At 60.8% G+C, this 18,395-nt stretch carries 16 protein-coding genes and 2 pseudogenes; 11 read left to right on the top strand and 7 right to left on the bottom strand.

Annotation, left to right across the window (positions count from 1 at the left end):
- Positions 1–139: 139 nt before the first annotated feature.
- Complete coding sequence (locus U1737_RS06595; protein WP_332796067.1) at positions 140–2,287, bottom strand: cellulase family glycosylhydrolase; 2,148 nt, start codon at positions 2,285–2,287, stop codon at positions 140–142.
- Between the two features lie 78 nt (positions 2,288–2,365).
- Positions 2,366–3,157, bottom strand: coding sequence for a WecB/TagA/CpsF family glycosyltransferase (locus U1737_RS06590; protein ID WP_332796066.1), 792 nt, complete (start codon positions 3,155–3,157; stop codon positions 2,366–2,368).
- 20 nt (positions 3,158–3,177) lie between these two features.
- On the opposite strand from U1737_RS06590, the gene U1737_RS20660 reads away from it, so the two are divergent.
- Complete coding sequence (locus U1737_RS20660; RefSeq protein WP_443027094.1) at positions 3,178–3,699, top strand: J domain-containing protein; 522 nt, start codon at positions 3,178–3,180, stop codon at positions 3,697–3,699.
- A gap of 85 nt (positions 3,700–3,784) precedes the next feature.
- Here the strand turns inward: U1737_RS20660 and U1737_RS06585 are convergent, their stop codons facing one another.
- On the bottom strand, positions 3,785–4,576 hold the full coding sequence (locus tag U1737_RS06585; protein WP_332796065.1) for a hypothetical protein: 792 nt from the start codon (positions 4,574–4,576) through the stop codon (positions 3,785–3,787).
- Between the two features lie 775 nt (positions 4,577–5,351).
- On the opposite strand from U1737_RS06585, the pseudogene U1737_RS06580 reads away from it, so the two are divergent.
- Positions 5,352–6,593 (top strand): annotated as a pseudogene (locus U1737_RS06580) (IS3 family transposase).
- A gap of 10 nt (positions 6,594–6,603) precedes the next feature.
- Here U1737_RS06580 and U1737_RS06575 read toward each other — a convergent pair.
- A pseudogene (locus tag U1737_RS06575) lies at positions 6,604–7,328 on the bottom strand (IS3 family transposase); the annotation flags it as partial.
- Positions 7,329–7,622: 294 nt separating this feature from the next.
- On the opposite strand from U1737_RS06575, the gene U1737_RS06570 reads away from it, so the two are divergent.
- From U1737_RS06570 to U1737_RS06550, 5 genes are all read left to right on the top strand, one after another.
- Positions 7,623–8,360, top strand: coding sequence for a Crp/Fnr family transcriptional regulator (locus tag U1737_RS06570; protein ID WP_332796064.1), 738 nt, complete (start codon positions 7,623–7,625; stop codon positions 8,358–8,360).
- 505 nt (positions 8,361–8,865) lie between these two features.
- Entirely contained in the window at positions 8,866–9,762 is an 897-nt protein-coding gene (locus U1737_RS06565; RefSeq protein ID WP_332796063.1) for a site-specific integrase, read from the top strand.
- A 216-nt stretch (positions 9,763–9,978) separates the two neighbouring features.
- Complete coding sequence (locus U1737_RS06560; RefSeq protein WP_332796062.1) at positions 9,979–10,281, top strand: type II toxin-antitoxin system HigB family toxin; 303 nt, start codon at positions 9,979–9,981, stop codon at positions 10,279–10,281.
- Positions 10,282–10,304: 23 nt separating this feature from the next.
- A complete protein-coding gene (locus tag U1737_RS06555; RefSeq protein ID WP_332796061.1) occupies positions 10,305–10,673 on the top strand; it encodes a helix-turn-helix domain-containing protein in 369 nt (122 codons plus the stop codon).
- A 9-nt stretch (positions 10,674–10,682) separates the two neighbouring features.
- Positions 10,683–11,138 carry a hypothetical protein gene (locus tag U1737_RS06550; protein ID WP_332796060.1) on the top strand — a complete coding sequence of 152 codons (456 nt, stop codon included), beginning with the start codon at positions 10,683–10,685 and terminating at the stop codon, positions 11,136–11,138.
- Positions 11,139–11,923: 785 nt separating this feature from the next.
- On the opposite strand, the gene U1737_RS06540 is transcribed toward U1737_RS06550, so the two are convergent.
- Positions 11,924–12,388, bottom strand: coding sequence for a hypothetical protein (locus U1737_RS06540; RefSeq protein WP_332796059.1), 465 nt, complete (start codon positions 12,386–12,388; stop codon positions 11,924–11,926).
- 553 nt (positions 12,389–12,941) lie between these two features.
- Between U1737_RS06540 and U1737_RS06535 the strand changes: the two genes are divergently transcribed.
- The 4 genes from U1737_RS06535 to U1737_RS06520 all read left to right on the top strand — a co-directional run bounded on the left by U1737_RS06535 (position 12,942) and on the right by U1737_RS06520 (position 16,519).
- Positions 12,942–13,985, top strand: a complete 1,044-nt coding sequence (locus U1737_RS06535; protein ID WP_332796058.1) for a replication initiator protein A — start codon at positions 12,942–12,944, stop codon at positions 13,983–13,985.
- A 447-nt stretch (positions 13,986–14,432) separates the two neighbouring features.
- On the top strand, positions 14,433–15,239 hold the full coding sequence (locus U1737_RS06530) for a helix-turn-helix domain-containing protein (RefSeq protein ID WP_332796057.1): 807 nt from the start codon (positions 14,433–14,435) through the stop codon (positions 15,237–15,239).
- A gap of 285 nt (positions 15,240–15,524) precedes the next feature.
- On the top strand, positions 15,525–16,193 hold the full coding sequence (gene parA, locus U1737_RS06525) for a ParA family partition ATPase (RefSeq protein ID WP_332796056.1): 669 nt from the start codon (positions 15,525–15,527) through the stop codon (positions 16,191–16,193).
- Between the two features lie 98 nt (positions 16,194–16,291).
- Complete coding sequence (locus U1737_RS06520; protein WP_443027100.1) at positions 16,292–16,519, top strand: ribbon-helix-helix domain-containing protein; 228 nt, start codon at positions 16,292–16,294, stop codon at positions 16,517–16,519.
- 134 nt (positions 16,520–16,653) lie between these two features.
- Here U1737_RS06520 and U1737_RS06515 read toward each other — a convergent pair whose 3' ends face one another.
- Entirely contained in the window at positions 16,654–16,944 is a 291-nt protein-coding gene (locus U1737_RS06515) for a hypothetical protein (protein ID WP_332796054.1), read from the bottom strand.
- A 275-nt stretch (positions 16,945–17,219) separates the two neighbouring features.
- Positions 17,220–18,251 (bottom strand): HAD family hydrolase, encoded by a 1,032-nt coding sequence (locus U1737_RS06510; RefSeq protein WP_332796053.1) that lies wholly within the window; start codon positions 18,249–18,251, stop codon positions 17,220–17,222.
- Positions 18,252–18,395 lie beyond the last annotated feature (144 nt).

Genomic DNA, 18,395 nt, shown 5'->3' with positions numbered 1-18,395 from the left:
TTCTCCCGTCACCGTAGCTTGTCAGCCAATGGTTAACGATGCATTTATCGCTAAGCTGTCGTAGCGTATATGTTCTTTGGTTACTAAACTTTCGATGCGTGATCTAGGCGCGGTCGGTCGGGCACCCCCCTGACCCGGTTCACAGCAGGAAGTCGGATGCGTCCAGCTTGTGGACAAAGGATTCGAGACGAAAGGCGATATCAGCGACGCCATCGCCATTCAGATCGGCTTGGACGACGGTATAGTCGTCACGCGTGTCGTAGCGGAGCTGGCCGGCACGCTTGCCGAACGCGTCCGCGCCAATGAATGCAAAGTTCTGGTTGCCCGATACCCTGGTATTGGCGTCGACCGCCGACAGGTCGATCCGATCCTCGCCGCGCACGAAATCGAGGATCCGGTCCATGCCCGAGCTCTTGGAATCGTTGCGCGTCAGGAACACGAAACGATCGTTGCCGCCCCCCCCGGTCAGCCAGTCGCGGCCCAGACCACCGATCAGGATATCGTCGCCGCCGCCACCGATCAGCGTATCCTCGTCGTTTCCGCCTTCGAGGCGGTCGACACCGGCCCCGCCGGTCAGGATGTCATCGCCGCTGCCACCGATCAGGCTATTGCCCGCATTGTTGGCGTCGATCCGGTTGTTAAGCGCATTGCCGGTGCCGGTCAGGCGCGCGGTACCGGTCAGCGTCAGATGTTCAACATTGGCGCCCAATGTCCAGTTCAGCGACGCCACGACCGTATCGGTTCCCTCTTTCGCCCGCTCGACGATCAGGTCGCCGACATTGTCGACAAGATACCGGTCGTTGCCGGTCCCGCCGGTCAGCGTGTCCGCCCCTGCCCCGCCGTCCAGCACGTCGTCGCCGCTTAGCCCGATCAGACGGTTGTTCAGCGCATTGCCGATCAGCACATTGCCCAAGCCGTTGCCGGTCCCCTGCACCGCGGCTCCGCCCAGGGTCAGGTTCTCGATCGAGCTGCCCAGCGTCCAGTCGACGTTGGCGATCACCTGGTCGCGGCCTTCGCCGACACGCTCGATCACCTGGTCACCACCATCGTCGACGAAATAGATATCATCGCCGGCCCCGCCGGTCAGGATGTCTGCGCCGCCGCGCCCGTCCAGCCAGTCGTTGCCGCCACCGCCCTGCAGACGGTTGGCCATGCCGTCGCCGGTCAGGACGTCGTTGCCGCGACCGCCGATCAGTTCCTCGATCGAAACGAACCGGACCCCGTCAAGCGTGGCGATCACGGCGTCACCCGACGCCGACAGGTCGACCGCGTCATGGTCCGCCGTGCCGACATAACGGACGGTGCCGTTCTGTTCGACGCGCAGCGGGCTGTCGATCGCCACAGGTGCAACGGCACCGATTCCGACATCCGCCCCATCGGCGACGTGCGACAGCAAGGTGTCCAGCGACGCCGTCCCCGCCCCCTTCTTGTCGAGCAGGCCCAGCTTGTAGCCGTTGAACCACGAACCCGCGCCCCAATAGGTTCCCGACAGCCCATAGTCATTCATCGTCGCCAGAAAATGGTCGAGCACCGTCTGCCACCGGGGATCGTCCGAGGGAACACCGAATTCGCCGATGAAGCCCTTGGCACCCTTCTCTTCCAGCCAGCCGACAAAGCTTTTCAGCCGGTTTGCGCCGATCTCGGTATAGGCACCTTCCTGCTCGTACGTGCCCTTGTACGTGCCCGAACCATCCTTGTCGAAATAGACATGGGCTTCGTAAGCGAGGTTGCCGAGCGGGTCCTGCACGTCGAGGAACGGATTCTTCGCCGCCCAGTTGGACGCGTTGGCCCAATGTTCGCCCTCGACGAAGATGGTGTTGGTATCGCCCACCGCACGGATGGCGTCAGTCGCGGCCTGCGCCGCCTGGGGCCATATCGTCTTGTTCGGCATGTCGTGCGGTTCATTCATCAGGTCGTAGCCGAGTAGCGCGGGCGACGATCCGATGGCGCCGGCCAATTTTGACCAGAAATCGGCGAAACTGGCGATCGGTACGTCGGCCGATCCGATCACCTTGCCGTCGTACCGCCCGTAATTATGCACGTCGATGATGACCTGCACCCCGGCCTTCGCCGCATTGGACAGAAAGGTGTTCAGCCGTCCGAGTTCGGCGGCGTCGAGCGCACCCCCCAGTTCCGGTTGAAGACGTTCCCACCGCACCGGCAATCGAACCAGCGTCAGTCCCTGATCAGCGTAAAGTGTCAAATCTTTCGAGGACGGATAGATATAGTCATATCCATACTTGTCACCCTTGCCGAATTCCGCCCCGGAGAGATTGATTCCCAGCATGTTCGCCTTGCCTAGCCCCGATAGTCGCGTGGTGCGACCGTTCAGACAACCAATGCGGCAAGGGACTTGTGTAAAGCCTTAGGATGACTGCTTAATTTCGGATTTACTGCGATCTCGCAAAATGCCGAGCAGGAACTTGGGGTTTCCGATCACGTAACGGCTAAACAGTCGCCGCGGCTCCAGGATCAGTCGATAGAGCCATTCGGCCCGCAGCATGCGCAACAATGCCGGTGCGCGGGGAAAAACGCCGGCGACGAAATCCAGATAGGCACCCACACAGATCACCAGCGCGCCCGTCCGTACGGCGTAATCGGCTGCCCAAATCTCCTGCCGGGGCTGACCCATGCCGACCAGGACAATATCGGGTTTGCAGCGGACGATGTCAGCCACCACCGCATTGGCCTGATCCGGTGTGAAATACCCGTCCTGCATGCCGACCACCTGATGTTGCGGGGCGATCACCGACAGCCCGACGGCGGTCGCTGCGCCGACCCCGGGCTTGCTGCCCAGCAGATAAAGCGACAGTGGCGTACGACGTTCGCACAGCAGCCGGGTGAGGAAATCGGTACCGGCAAGGTTGGCGGGGAAGGCCTCCCCTTCCAGCCATTTGCGCGCAAGGTCGACGCCGATCCCGTCGTTCAGCACCAGCGACCGGGCATAGGCGTCGCGCAATGCCGGATTCTTGCGTGCCAGGTTGACGCTGTGGGCGTTGCAGAATGCCACGATCCGTTCGCCGGTGGCATCAATCATCGCGTTTACGCGGCGCACGGCCTCGGCTTCGGTCAGTACGGCAATCCGGACCGGACCGATCTGGCTGATCGGACAACCGGCAGAAACCGCTGCCGTCATGATATTCGGGGACGGTTCCATGGTGAACGGCTCGCTAAGCAATGAATTCAACGTTCGGTACACCGGTTTGTAGCAAGTCTCGGTCCTGGTCGCAATTGAAGGGGTTGGGGGTGTCGGACCGTTATTGTCCCAGTTATTACGATATCCTGATGGTTTCCCCCGTTGCCGACGCGGCAACCGTGCGCGCGGCGTTTCGCGCGCTCATCCGCACATGGCATCCCGATTGCAGCGGACGGGCCGATTGCGGCGAACAGGGCGGGTCGCAGGACCGAGCGTCACAGATCATCCAAGCATACCGGACGCTGTCGCATCCCGAACGTCGACGGCAATATGACCGACGCCGTCAGCAGATACCGATACTGCCCGGATCGGATCGCCGCCATGGCGAACGCCGGCAACCATCACCCCAAATAGGATGCGTCGACAGGGCGGTTCACCGGCGGCGGACGATGCTGTGGATTGCTTCGACAGGGAGTGCCGCACTGGTGGCGATCGCTACGTTTCTGCCTGCCTTGTCGGCACCCACGGATTTCAGCCGTGACGTACTACGCGCGCTGATGTAGCCTAAACACGAAAAGGCCCACCCCGTGACGGGGCGGGCCTCTTTATCGTATCCGACAGGGTCGAGCATCGCCCGACCCGGTCAGGTTAATTACCAAAAGGGCTAACCGTCGTGTCGGCGGTGCCGTAGTAGTAATAGGTCACGCCATCAATGTCGTTCGTACCCAGATAGGCAATACCGTCAATACCGGTGAAATCGACCTGGCCGCCCGGACCCTTGCTGGGATCAGTTGCTGCTGGACCGGTCGAACCCGAAACGTCGAGCACGCCGTTTCTACCGAAGGTCACAACTTCGCTGCTGTCGCTGTCGAACAGCTTGGCGGTGGTAACGAACAGATCGTCGGCACCAAAGCCGTTGATCGTGTCCCCACCGAGGTTCAGGCCCAGGGCGTTGTCATGCAGAATGACCTTGGCGCCAGCGCCGGCTTCGATCGTGTTGTTGCCGACGGTACCTTCGATCACGTTGGTCTGACCGAACGTGTCAAACAAGTTACGAAGGGTTGCCGAATCGGCGTAAGCAAAATTGCCGCCCTTGGTGCCAAGATAGCGGATCTCGGTAATGTCATTGCCGTTTTCACCAACGACCTGGATCTGGTCATTGCCCGCACGGTTATCGCCACCGCCAAAACGATCAACGTCAAGCACGCCATTCGGGCCAAATGCGATAAAGCCATCGTTGTTGCCGTCAAAAATCTTCTTGCCGGTGATGATCGAATCATCGCTGCCGAAGTTCGTAAAGGTGTCGTCACCTACGTCGCCGTTGGCAATGACGAATGCAGTGGCACCACCGGCACCGTTGAATACGTCGTCGGTGTTGCCTACGGCAACGTTCTGCGTAGCAGCCGTGCGAATCAATACGTCATTGTTGCGAAAAGCCATGTCCATCATCCCTGTATCTTGCGTCTGTCGATAAACGACTGTGATAGTGAACCAGCAGTTCGGGTTGGTACCCCCCCGCCTCTCACCCCGTTAACTAACTTCGTCTCAGGCTCTGGGCTTTCGCAGACGCGATAACCACCAAACCGGCAACCACCTCAGTGCCTGTTACGTAGCGCATTTACTTTTCATCAACCATGAAGTTCCACAGCAATATCAAGATAAATGTGCCAGAATGACGCAGACTAGCGCTAAACCGCAGGATTACGACGAAAGACACCTCACACAGGGACGCTCGGCGACGTGTTTCGGCTAGGAATTAGCGGGGTGCAGCACGATCCCCCGCCATGCCCTGCACCGCGGCGGTACGAAAATTAACGCCGCGTTAGAAAAATTGTCACGTTAACCACATGGCTCACGGATTGATCTGCGAGTTGCCGGCATGTTGCCGCAATCGGCCGACTTTCACGATGGCTGCCGCAGCGTTGCCGGCAATAATGGAGATATCCGAATATGGCGCAGCGTTTAGGGGCCCCCCGGTTTCTCATCCAACCTGAGGGTGAGTTTCCGGCGTTCATGAGAGTCCCCCGATTTCTCATCCAATCTGAAGGTGAGTTTCCGGCGTTCATTCGGCCGCTTTGATGGCCGCGGCAGCAGCATATTCGACCGGCGTCATCCAGCCAAGCGATGTGTGATGGCGGCTTTCGTTATAGTCCCGTTGTGAGGTGGCCCCCTAAATGACCTGACAGGGCCCGGCTCTTAGATAAGAGTGAGGCATATGACTGACGGTACGACCAGGCGTTACAACGATGGCGAGGTTCTCTCTGGTGTTCAGCGCCGGAGGCGGTGGACACCGGAGGAAAAGGTCCGGATCGTCGAAGAAACGTATCTACCGGGGATGAGCGTGTCGCTCGTCGCCCGCCGACACGGCATCGGTGGCAGTCAGATCTTCACCTGGCGGCGCCTGATGGCGCGAGGTGCGCTGACCGCCGCGGCAGCTGGCGAGGAAGTGGTGCCGGCGTCCGAGTATCGTGCGCTCGAAGCGCAGGTGCGCGAACTACACCGGCTGCTCGGCAAAAAGGCCATGGAGAACGAGCTGCTCCGCGAGGCCGTGTTCCGGGCCGCAGGCCCAAAAAACTGCTGTTGCGCTCGACCTCGTTGCCGCGGGATGCACGGTAAGCGCGGTCGCAGAGGCGGTCGGAATTGCTCGCCCACACCTGTGCGCAATGCGCCATCGCCCGGCGCCCCGACCACGCGGACGACCGCCGCTGCCGGATGCCGAGCTGGTCGCCGACATCCGCGCGCTCGTCGCCGATCTGCCGTCCTATGGCTATCGCCGCGTTCATGCTCTGCTGCGCCGGGAAGCCGAGAAGACCGGGCGCGCAGCACCTAATCCGAAACGCGTCTACCGCCTCATGAAAGTGCACGGGCTGCTCCTACAGCGAGACGGCGAACGCCGTGAGGAACGGCGTCACGATGGCCGGGTCGCCGTCGACCTCCGCAACACCCGCTGGTGTTCCGACGGGTTGGAGATCACCTGCGACAATGGTGAGAAGGTGCGCGTGTCGCCTTCGCGCTCAACTGTTGCGACCGCGAGGCGATGGGCCACGTGGCGACGACGGGCGGCATCACCGCAGAGGACGTCCAGGACCTGATGGTCGCCACGGTCGAGCATCGCTACGGACAGGTGAACCGCGTGCCCGAACCGATCAAGTGGCTCACCGATAACGGCAGCTGCTACACCGCTCGCAACACACGTGCGTTCGCCCGGGGCATCGGGCTGATCCCGCGCACGACCCCGGTCAGCAGTCCTCAATCGAATGGCATGGCCGAGGCGTTCGTTCGCACTCTCAAGCGCGATTATGTCCGTGTGAACCCCAGGCCGAATGCGCAGAGCGTTATCGACCAACTGCCCGGCTGGTTCGCCCATTATAACGAGGTGCATCTGCACCGCGCTTTGCGCTATCGATCACCCCGCGAGTTCATCGCGCAAACCTGCGAGGCCCTGTCAGGCCTTTAGGGGCAACAACACGTCGCCAGGCCTCGATCTTGGCTCGGGCGTCGGCGATGGACAGGAACCAATGCGCGTTCAGGCACTCGTCGCCAAGGCTACCGTTGAACGACTCCACGAAGGCATTGTCGGTCGGTTTGCCTGGTCGGCTGAAGTCCAGCGTCACGCCGTTCTCGTACGCCCAGCGGTCGAGCGCCTTCGAGATGAACTCCGGACCATTGTCCACGCGAATGGCCTTCGGCACGCCGCGGATAGTCGAGATCCGTGCCATCGCCTCGACGACATGTTCGCCCTTGATCCCCTGGTCGACGTCAATCGCCAGTACTTCGCGGGTGAAGGCGTCGACCACGGTCAACGCCCGTAGCCGCCGGCCGTCGAACAGGCCTGTCCTGAGCTTGTCGAAGGGGCGTCCGAGACGAAATCCATCGACCACATCTCGTTCGCCGCCAGTGCCGCAGGTTGGCGTTCGCGGTTGGCAGCGCTGACGTTGCGCCTTGGCCTCTTGAGCCGAAGGCTCAGTCCATCATTCCGATATAACCGATAGACGCGTTTGTGGTTCACGACCCATCCTTCCCGGCGCAGCAGGATGTAGATCCGGAAATAGCCATAGCGTGTCCGCGTTGCCGCCAGATCACGGATGCGCATCACCAGCGGTGTCTGGTCCGGTTTGTGCGGAATGTAGCGCACCGACGACCGCTCAACGCCCAACGCCGAGCAACTGCGCCGCTCACTTACAGCATGGGGCGCCTGAGCAAGAGGACGAACAAGTTTGCGCCGGATGTTCGCGAGCGCGCGGTACGGATGGTTTTTGACCACGAGCGGGATCAATGCCGGACTGTTCCCTGCTGACAAGCACCAGTTGCGACGGAAAGTGTCTCTACTGAAGTCGAATTCGTTCGCTGAGTATTGGCCAACTTTCTCATCGGGCGTTAATATAGGGAGCTTCTCCGAGCTTGCTATGTGTTATAAGGTCATGCCCGAACACGCTGGTCCTTGCGCTTCGTTCCCGCAACGGCGTTGAGTCCTCGAGGAGTATGTGTGGCAAGAGCTCTCTCAGTTTTTACGAACCTCCTCTCCGATATGTTCCTACTATCGAAGAATGACCAGGACGACCTATTATCGTTGGATGTGACGCAACGAGAGATGCCCGCGGGCAGCTATATCGTACGGGAGGGTGACGTCGCACGCACCTGTTCGATCCTGATAAGTGGGATTGCGCTCCGTCAAAAGGTTTCCGCTTTCGGTCATCGCCAGATTGTCTCCCTTATTATTCCCGGTGACGCGCTGGACCTACCAAATGTCTTTCTCGGGACTACCGATCACGATGTTCGGACATTAACAAAAGCTAATATAGCAACCGTTTCAGCAGTCCAATTTAATGAGCTTGTACAGAATTCGCCAGCACTCGCTGGGGCCATATTGTTGTCGGTTCTAACCGAAGGATCTATAAGTCGTGAATGGATTTTAAACCTTGGGCGGCGGGATGGACAAACTCGCATTGCGCATTTTATCTGTGAGTATGCGGCACGTATGAACGACCGAGGTCTTTCTTCCGGTGACGTAATAGACATTCCAATGACGCAGGAACAGTTGGGTGACGTCACCGGCTTGACTGCTGTTCATGTGAACCGAATGCTTAAACTACTTGAGGCCGAGAGTTTGATTGTGAAAATGGGTCGCCAGCTGCGCATACCTAGTATCGTCGCCCTACGGGACCGAGCCGATTTCAACGCCCGGTATCTACACTTGCCAAGTAGAGAAACGAGCGAAAACTAGTGTGGTACGCCGCGCGGTCTCCCTGCTGCAAGCGAAGCACCTGCTGCTGAGGCATCGATGCGGCTCTGGGCTTGTCGAATGACTGCTTTCGGGCTCGCGGATCTCCAACCTGAGCGTCCGACTTTGGGTCGCCTACTGCGCGCCACACCCTGATTACTAGCTAATTATAGGTAGTGGAAGGCATGATATCTGTAGAGTGTACTTGAAGAATATATCATCCAATTAGTCGCATACTTCTCTATGTTGATAATAAAGCTTAAACAAAAGCTGGCAGATAATGTTCACGGTGCCGAACTGATCGATTGGAAGGCGTGCGGCATTGAGTCGATGACCGAGTGATCGCTATCGATCTGGCCCCGACTCCGTTTAGCCAACCCTATATCTTTATTCCGATAATTGGTATTTCTCGGAATAAAGATATAGGGTTGGGGAAGGCAAAAAAGGCTCGCATTCTTGCGATCAAACGAACCTGTCGCCGTTTATCCCCGATCCCGAGCAACGACACATGACCGACGATCTCGACGACACCGCGCTGAAGCGGATTTCGCTGACACCGTTGATCCCGTTGCTGCTGGACGACGAGACCGAGCCGGCACGCGGCTATGTCGCCGCGGCGCGGTCGTCGGCGACGCGACGGGCATATGAATCGGACTGGCGGATATTTCTCGCCTGGTGCGCGGCGCGGGCGATCGACCCTATGCCCGCCGCGTCCGGCGCAGTGGCGATCTTCCTGTCGACCGAAGCGGAGGCTGGCGCGCGGCCATCGACAATCGGGCGGCGCCTGGCTGCGATCGGCTATATGCACGCGCAGGCCGGATATGATCCGCCGCAACAACAGCCGGGCGCGGTCGCGATCCGCAATGTCATGGCCAGGATCCGGCGCACTCACGGGATCAAGAAGGTCCAGAAGCGTGCTGCGGACGGCGACATGCTGCGCGATATGCTGTGTGGCTGCGAGGGCGACCGCGTGCGTGCGGTGCGTGATCGCGCGCTGCTCGCGATCAGCATGGCGGCCGCCCTGCGGCGATCCGAGCTGGTCGCGCTGGATATCGACGACGTCGTGCTCACGCCCGACGGGCTGTTGATCACGATCCGCAAATCGAAGACCGACAAAGAAGGCGAAGGCGCGACGATCGCGGTGCCCGAAGGGCGCCGGATCCAACCCAAGGCACTGGTGCTGGCATGGATCGCTTGTGCCGGGTTCGGTGACGGCCCGGTGTTCCGCAAGCTGACCCCGCAAGGGCGGATCACGGCCAAGCCGATGAGCGACCGCGGCGTGGCGCCGGTGGTCAAGGCGCGCGCCGCGGCTGCGGGCTATAACCCGGCGCAGGTTGCCGGGCATTCGCTGAGTGCCTGTTTTCTAACCGAAGCGGCGCGGCAGGGCGCGACGGTGTTAAGATGAAGGAGGTCAGCCGGCACAAGTCGCTCGAGATCCTGTCCGACTATGTCCGCAACCACGAGCTGTTCTGCGACCATGCTGGCGAGCGCTTTCTGTAGCGGCGAAGCGATAGCGATCCGGCCTTATATGTAGGCCGGTATATAGGACGCGCGAGCGCATACTTCCCATGGCGGGAAAGTGCCTTACTTCCCATGACGGGAAATGCTAGCTCGCCAAGTCATGAGGATCATCGCCAGGAACAGCTTGATCGCGTTCTGGGCGAGGCATCTGACGACCGAAGCTTCCTTGCGGCATTGGCATGAGGTCGCCAACGCGGCCTCGTGGAAAAGTCCCTTGGAGGTCGTCGCGGATTTTTCGAAAGCCAAGTCGCTCGACGGCGAGCGAGTGCAGTTCGAGGTTGCCGGCGGGGACTATCGGATGGTGGCCGCGTTCGACTGGAAGCGGTCGATCGCCTTCATCAAGTTCGTCGGCACGCATGCGGACTATGACAAGATCGATGCCCTGACGGTGAGCCTGTTTTGACTATGCCCAATGGAGGTGGTGCGATGCACATTCGTCCTATCCGGACCGACGAGGATCACGAAATGGCGCTGCGCGAGATCGAGGCGCTGTGGGGCGCGGAAGACGGCACCGAGGCGGGTGATCGGCTCGACGTGCTGGCGACCTTGGCCGAGACATATGAAAGCCGGCGCTGGCCGATCGAACCACTCGATCCGGTGCGTGCGATCGAGGCGGCGATGGAGATGAACGGCTATACCCGGGCCGAACTCGCTGCGCTGATCGGGCAGTCGCGCGCGACCGAGATACTGGCGCGTCACCGTGCGCTCACCCTGCCGATGATCCGCAAGATCGCGGGAGCGTGGCACGTCCCCGAAAAGGTGCTGGTGCAGGATTACGCGCTGGCAAAGGCGTAGGCGGAGAGCATGACATATTTTCGTAGGGCCACCACGTCGCTGGCGTGCCTGATCCTTGTGGCTGGCTGCGACCGGGCATCATCGCCCACGCCCGATAAACCGAAAGCGGCGCAGGACCAGATAGATGCGGACATCGACCGGATACAGACCGATATACGCATAGCCGCGGCCAACAAGCGGATCGACGAATTGACGCGGCAGGTCGGTGCATTGCAGTCGACCCCCGACAAGCTCGACCTGGAGCTTTTGACCAGCCGGGTGGAGGCACTGGAAGCCAAGATATATGGCGCGGCATCTTCACCGGACATGCCGGCCGAAAAATCGACATCCGATTCTGGTCAGCCCTCGCGGTCGGTTTCGAGACCAAGCGACACTCGCCAGACGAAACCGCAGAAGCCTTCGAAGCTTAGTCTGCCCGAACTTGAGAACCGAACACGCGTGGCGACGCTGGATCGCGCCAAGTAGCCCGAGCCAAGTAGCCGATGTCGCGCGTTGTTCCTCCGACAGGACGGCGCGACGCGGCATCGGCTCAGACATTAGCAGGTGGGGGCCAGCCGATCCGGGGCAGCGTGCCAAGGAGGGTTGAGCGCGGGACCTTGAAGATCCGGCAAACGGATGCCTTGCTGGCTCCGCCATCCAGCGGCGTCGGCCCAATGGTTCATGCAGGTGGCGGCAAGACTATTCCGGAAAACTACCGAAAATCGGTCATCGTCACGTTAATGGGACCACCCTTGGCCCCGACACGCTTCCGCCCAAGCATTACAGCCGAGCGCAAAAGGTGGTCCAGTTGCTCGGCTGACATATTGCGTTCGGCCTTGCTATACAGGCGAAGGGCAGCTCTAGACATCTGCCCGCGCACCACGATTGTCACGGGGAGAAATACCCCGGGTGCGCTATCGTCAACAATGGTTAACTCGAACGCCCCGTCCGATCTGACGAGGGTCGCTGCGTCTGCTGACATCGTTAACGTTTGGAGTGGTGCTCGCGATCAGGTCAAGCTTGAAAAGCTGTGGTGACGTAGCCGAGTGCTGTCATGTTCGACTTGGCACGCGGTTCACCTATCTATGGAGATGCTCGACCGTGGCTGCCATCAAACTCTGGATGACCTCGGATATGTTGCTGCCGGTAAGGCCGTTGGCCGGAGGGTCGGTGGTTGGATCGAGCTGGCGCTGCATCGGGTGCGTTTGCAGGCGTCCGATGCGAACGATCGTCCCTGCTGGGAAGGGATGACGTCGCTAGACCGAAGCCCCCTACCCTCGCGCCACCATGCCCCCTCGCCCTAGGCGTTCGCGGGTAAGGCGGGGATCCTCGTACAGGTCGCGCAGTGCGCGCAGGCGGAACGCGTTCCACCAGCGTTGCCAGCGATGCTCGGCCGCGTCGTGGAGCATGTGGCAGCGCTGGCACAGAGCGGCGAGGTTGGCCGGCATGTTGTGCCCCGGATCGTGATCGAGATGCGCACAGGCTAGGACGACATAGGTGGTACGGACGCCGGCCAGTTCGAACCGGTCGCGGACCGCGATCCGCCGACCGCGCTCGGAGCGCCAATACCCATTTTCGGCGTCCCACCAGCGCCCGTCGCCGAGGTGCGCCACGAAGCGGCGATGAGGCCGTCCACACTGTTCACAGCGTGCGCCGGCGCGGCCGAACCGGATCGTGTCCGACACTTGCCGCCAGTCGATCGGATAGAGCCAGCGGTTTTCAGGTCGGATCGGCATCGTGATTCTATGAGTCACCGCCGATTCGAAGGAAAGCGAAATCTTTCGCTTTTCGTTACCGTCCTGTTCCGGACATGTTCGAGAGGCGGATCGGCCAGGGATAGAACCACGACCGTACGGCAACATTTTTAAATGTCGATTTGCCGACATGTCGACATATCGAGCTGTCGAGCTGTCGATCTGTCGAACTGTCTATCTGTTTGATCGTCGGAACGTCCAGATGTTGGAAATGTTTGCTTTGGTGCCTCTCCCCTCAATACGGGGAGATGGATACGGACTAACGTCACCAAGCGAATACCCGTGGCAAATGCGCCCCTTACCCTATCACGCTTCCGCACCTGTCGAAGCCTCGACGCACCGACATGTCGACATCCGGACAGGGTGTGACGCGTACGAGCCACGTCCGGTCCAAGTGGGGCATTTTGTCGATTTGCTTGAAAGGCTCGGTGTATTTCTACTCGAAAGCACGAACTGGAGGGCGGTAGCGCCCCCCCTGCCCCGTATGACAGGAGATGGGATGCCAAAAGTTCGTGCTTTCGAGTAGGAATAGCCAATGACCCGATCGCCCACCGTAAAGCGCACCAAGGATGGCAAGACGACGCCGTCCAGGATCCCCCAGGGCGAGCTCTTCCTGCTCGACAGCCCGCTGTACGGAGAGATCCGCGGCGAGCGATCGCTGATGGCCTTCCCGTTCTTCGCGCTCAGCAAGAATGCTTGGATGAAGCCGCTCAGCTACCAGACCGATACCGTCACGATCGAGGTCCGCCCGAGCGCCAGTGGCGTGGCGACGATCTACGACAAAGAGATCGTGCTCTACATCGCCAGCCTCATGGCCGCCAAGCTCGAGGCGGGCGAGGATGTCGCGCAGGATTTCGTGTTCACCGCGCACGATCTGTTCAGCGTGACCGGCAGCAATCACAGCGCGCGCTCCTATGGCCGGCTGTCGGAGGCGCTGGAGCGGCTCCAGGGCACGCAGATCAAGACCAATATCGAGGCGGGCGGCGAAGGCGAGGAAGGGTTTTTCTCGTGGTTGTCCGAGGCAAAACTGCATTACAACAAGACGCGGGCCGGCGAACGGCGGTTGAAGGCAGTCAAGGTACGGCTCTGCGACTGGCTGTTCAGGGCGATTCTGCTCGATAGGCATGTCCTAGACTATGCCGCGGCGTATTTTCAACTGGGGCCGATAGAACGTCGGATCTACGAAGTCGCACGCTCGACGGGCGATGGCGACGGGTTCGAGATCGATCTCGCGACCTTCCGGCTGCAGATCGGCTACCAGAATCCACTCGCCAACTTCCGTGCTGCACTGCGGCAAATCGCGGCCGCCGACACGATCCCGGACTACCGGCTCGAGCTGATCGAGACCGTCAGTGACCCCGATGCGGTGGTCGATACCGTCAAGCGCGGCCGCAAGAGCAACCCGGTCAAGGTCGTCATCACCCGGCGCCCGGCCTCGCTTGACTCTGCTCCATTGATCGGTCCGCCGACGGAACCGGCCCACGAAGCGGAGCGGGACGTGGCGCGGGAATCTATGCGCCACTCGATTTCCGAATCACGGCGCGAATCGACATCGTCCGATTCGGATCGGGCAACGTGAATTGATACTTGAAAGCACGAACTTGCATCGGAATTGATATCCGAAAGCACGAATGTGCACAGCAATTCATACTCGAAACCACGAATGCGCGCATGAATTGATACTCGAAAGCACGAACTTCCGACGGCGAAATGTAAAGTAATTCGTATTTGATACTCGAAAGCACGAACCGTAGGTGCTTTCGCTCTTCGGGATTTGCTGCAAAAATCGAGAAATGTCGGCGCTGATGCCGGCACGACCGAAGATGGAGTGGCTGTGACCCCATAAAGGAAAGCCCGGCACGAGGCCGGGCATCCCAAGCTTAGATGGAGCGACGTCGCCAAACGTCGATCCGGGGTCTCACTCAGACCCCCTTCATATAGCCGGACACGAACTTCGGTTCAAGGATGCGCGTTTCGCGCCACGCCCCTTTTTGCCTTGGTCCCAGCCCCTACAAGGGGATGGAAGATGACAGTTTTTACCCTGGGCCAGGCGACCGCGAGGGCGCTCGGCAAGGCTGTCGCGAGCGTAAGCGCGCGCAATGCAGCGTCTGATGCCGGCGCCAAGCGCGCCCGCATGCCGCATCGCACAGGCGCGCCGGTACTGCGCGACAGCATCGAGGCGGGGACGTTCGAGGAGCTGTTCTATGCGGTGCCGGCCAAGGGCGAGACCGACAAATTGCTCCGGATCGCCCGGCGGACGCTCGATGCGGGCCGCCGGTTGCGCCGCGAGGCCCGCGCCGGCGATCGCATCCTGACCGCGGCCGAGCGCCGGATCGTCACGCTGACCGCTGCCGCGGTACGGGTCTACGAGGAGATCCTCACACTGGCACGGCTCAACCGCGGGCGGGTCTTCCCAAGCTACGATCATCTGTCGGATGCGACGAGCCTCGGTCGAGCGACCATCGCCCGCGCCCTCCACATCCTTGAGGACATCGGATTTCTCGTTCGCCAGCGCCGCTTCAAGCGGATCGACGCGGACGGACCGGGACCGCGCTATCGGCAGACGTCCAATGCGTACCGCCCGACCCTGCCCCAGCGCGTGCTCGGCTTCATGCCCCGCTGGATGCGGCCGGCCCCCCTGCCCGACGATGCGGTACAGCACGAGATCGACCGCACCGGCGCGGTCGCGGCGATGGTCGCGGGACTATCTTGCCGGGACATGGCAGCATCTACGGTCGGGGGGCAATTGGGCAAGATGCTCGCCAAGCTCGGTGCAACGATCGATCGTCGAGAACGCGAGTCTCATATTCATCCGCAACCGCTCCTCAGTTAATATGACTATATTATATCGAACCGACCTAGCCGGTCGGTGCCTCTGCCTGACGGCACCAGAAAGCACGATCGGACCGAAACAAACGCAGGAACGAAGGAAACCACCGAGATGCCGGCTACGCCGTCATATGCTCCCTAGCTGGAGCAAGCGGTTGGCGATGCGTTTCAGACGGCTGACCTGTCGATCGGTGAGAACCGTCGAGAAGAGGGCAAGGGCAAGGTTTGTGGCCGGATCGCTTGCCAGCCCTGTTGCTTTGTCGCCATGTAGACATGTAGGGGGTCTGACATGACGACAATCGCAATCATCAGCCAGAAGGGCGGGGCCGGCAAGACTACGCTGGCGCTGCATCTTGCCGCAGCCGCGCACGATTCCGGACGGGTTGCGCTTGTCATTGACACCGATCCCCAGGCGACCGCCAGTCAATGGGCAGCGTGGCGCGAGGAGGCTCCACCCGAAGTAATCGACAGCCCGCCACCACGGCTCGCCGCCAAGGTCGCGCAGGCGAAAGAGCAGGGGGCCGAGTTCATCGTCATCGATACGCCCCCGCATGCCGACAGCGCCGCCCGCGCCGCAGTCGAAATCGCCGACCTGGTACTGATCCCGTGCCGTCCCAGTGCGTTCGATCTTTCGGCGATCCAGACGACCGCCAAGCTGGTGCAGTTGCTCCGCAAGCCCGCCTTCGTCGTCTTCACTGCCGGCTCGCCCAATGCGCCACGCGTGTATCAGGAGGCGGGCGAACTGGTCGAAAGCTTCGGTACGCCCGCCTGTCCGATCCAGATCCCCGATCGCGCCGCATTCCGTCACGCCAGCGCCGAAGGGCGTACGGTCATGGAATTCGAGCCGACAGGCAAGGCCGCCGACGATGTTCGACAAATCTATGAGTGGACATGTCGACAGGTCGGCATGTCGACACCGACTGTCAAACCGGCTCGAAAAGGAAAAGTCGCAGCATGAGCCGCAAACCCTCGTTCGCCAATCTGCGCGATCGTACATCCCCTGGAGCTGTCACGGCCCCTAGAACTGTCACGGCGCAGGCAACGACTGACGGCCAGATGCCGACCGTGAATATCCCGAACGGCCAGACCATAGGGGGGCAGGGGGCCACCACCGGTCCCGCCAGCCGCCAGGGCCGCAAGCAGATCGCCGGTTTCTTCTCGCCGGAAATGTCTTTTGCCATGCACACGCTCGCACGTCGCCAGGGCCGAAGCCTCCAGGCGCTAATGGCCGAAGCCTTCAACGACGTCCTGCGAAAGCACGGAGAGAGCCCGATCGGCGATTGAGGTCGTAGACCCTATTCTCGGAGCTGCAGCCGCATAGAGGAGAACTTGACCATCTAAAGCACTGGCCTATCTACGCGCCGGCGACGTGTCGCTCGCCTGTAAACTTGGGCATGATGAGCGCACTCAGCAAAGTACTATTTACCGTCTACCCCTATTTTCGTTGGTCGTGCACGGGCTGACTCTAGAATGTCCGATACTTTTAACTCCACCACCGGGTTGCCCAAACCCTTTAGTTCTATTCGTCGTTTGAACGCTTGCCGCAGGAAGTCTTCGATCGCCGTGTCGTTGAGGTTTTTTGTGTGGTGCCGAAAAGATCGGAGCGCGGCCGCGTTCAACGCCCCGCGAATGTGTATCTTTTTCGGTAGAATTACACCCGGGACCCCGCCCTGTTCGATCATGAAATCGAATTCGCGCTCGACGTCCATAACCACGCTCCCCGGCTATGATAATGTGCTGAGTTAGGGTTAGCTACGGGTGGATGGGGGTGCTGGATGCACACGCGATCCCGCCGACGCGGCGCCCCCTTTCACTTGGACCACGCCGCACGGCTGTTCTGTGCTGAGGTGAGGGTCCCCCGGTTTCTCATCCAACCTGAGGGTGAGTTTCCGGCGTTCATGAGGGTCCCTGAGAACATGCACCGCGCGTTGCGTCAGCTCAGCGTCGAAGAGAGCGGGGAAGGGCAGGGTAGTGAGAGTGGCCGTCACACATGTTTTCGTGCAGCGATAGTTGCAATTGCGTTTCGCATCAGGGCGGCACGGCTGGTTTCGGGTTGATCACGCATGTCGTAATGATCGTCCAACGCCCGCTTTGCAGCTACCTTTTCCGCATCCGCGGCATCCTCAAGAGCCTGCCGCAACAGACCCGCTTGAACCGCCCACCGTTGGGAATGAAGGTAGGCAAGGTTCGCATTGATGCTGATGCGGACAGGTTCCAGTTCCGTCATTTGCGCGGCTCTCCGACGATCGGGATAGGCGTCGCTTAGTTCGCGAGCGACGATAAACCGGCGGGCATGGGAGGCGCGGCCCTCGCGATTGACCCATCGCGCACGTGATCCAGCCTCCACGGCGCCGACGATATCATCGCGCCAAGTATCGCCCACCATCAGCAGCTCACTGGCCTCGCATCCCAGGCGTGCCGTCAGGCTGGCGTAGAACGCCCTGTCAGGCTTGATCGCGCCTGCATCAAAGGAGAAATGCCAAATATCCACCAAATCGCTCAGGAGGGCCTTCAGCGGGGCGGCGTAGGGCAGGGCAAGGTTCGAGGCGACGGCGACCTTCACACCCTGCTTGTGAACACGGCGCAGCGCATCCAGCGTATCGGGGTAGAGCGTGATCGTCGCCAGTTCCTCGTTTAGCATCGCCAGCTCGGCATCTGGGTGCGGCAAGCCCCGCGCCGCGGCATAGTCGGCAAGGCCGATTGGTTGGACCATTGGCGAGGGCAGGGCCTCCGCTCGGCTACGCGCCCGCCGGATCAGTCGCTCGAACGAATGCCGCTTGCGGCGGATATGGACCAGTGTGCCGAACGCATCGAATGCGACCGCGCGGGTGACCTGCGGTGGACCATAGAGACGATCGGCAGCGGCGAGCAGGCGGGCGTATTGATCGTCACTGACGTTGCCGGCGCGGATCATGGCATCGGCGACCACCGCCGCGTCCGGGTCGGTCGGCTCACGGAAAATCATGACTGCTTCGTCTCCCCGATCGCGGCCGGCGAGGTCATCCAGCACGGCCACATAGGCGGCTTGCTCGGCTGGTGTGCGGTGACGTGACCCCCGTTTTTTCCTCCAGTTGGAGCTAGAGTCCGACCCCGGAAAGGGACGGACAGATGAAGCGGAAGCAGTTTTCGGAAGAGCAGATCATCGGCATCCTGAAGGAGG

Source organism: Sphingomonas fucosidasi (assembly GCF_036663855.1).
Classification (GTDB): Bacteria; Pseudomonadota; Alphaproteobacteria; order Sphingomonadales; family Sphingomonadaceae; genus Sphingomonas; species Sphingomonas faeni_B.
The sequence above is the reverse complement of the archived record's forward strand: the minus strand, read 5'-3'. Positions and strand labels throughout refer to the sequence as shown.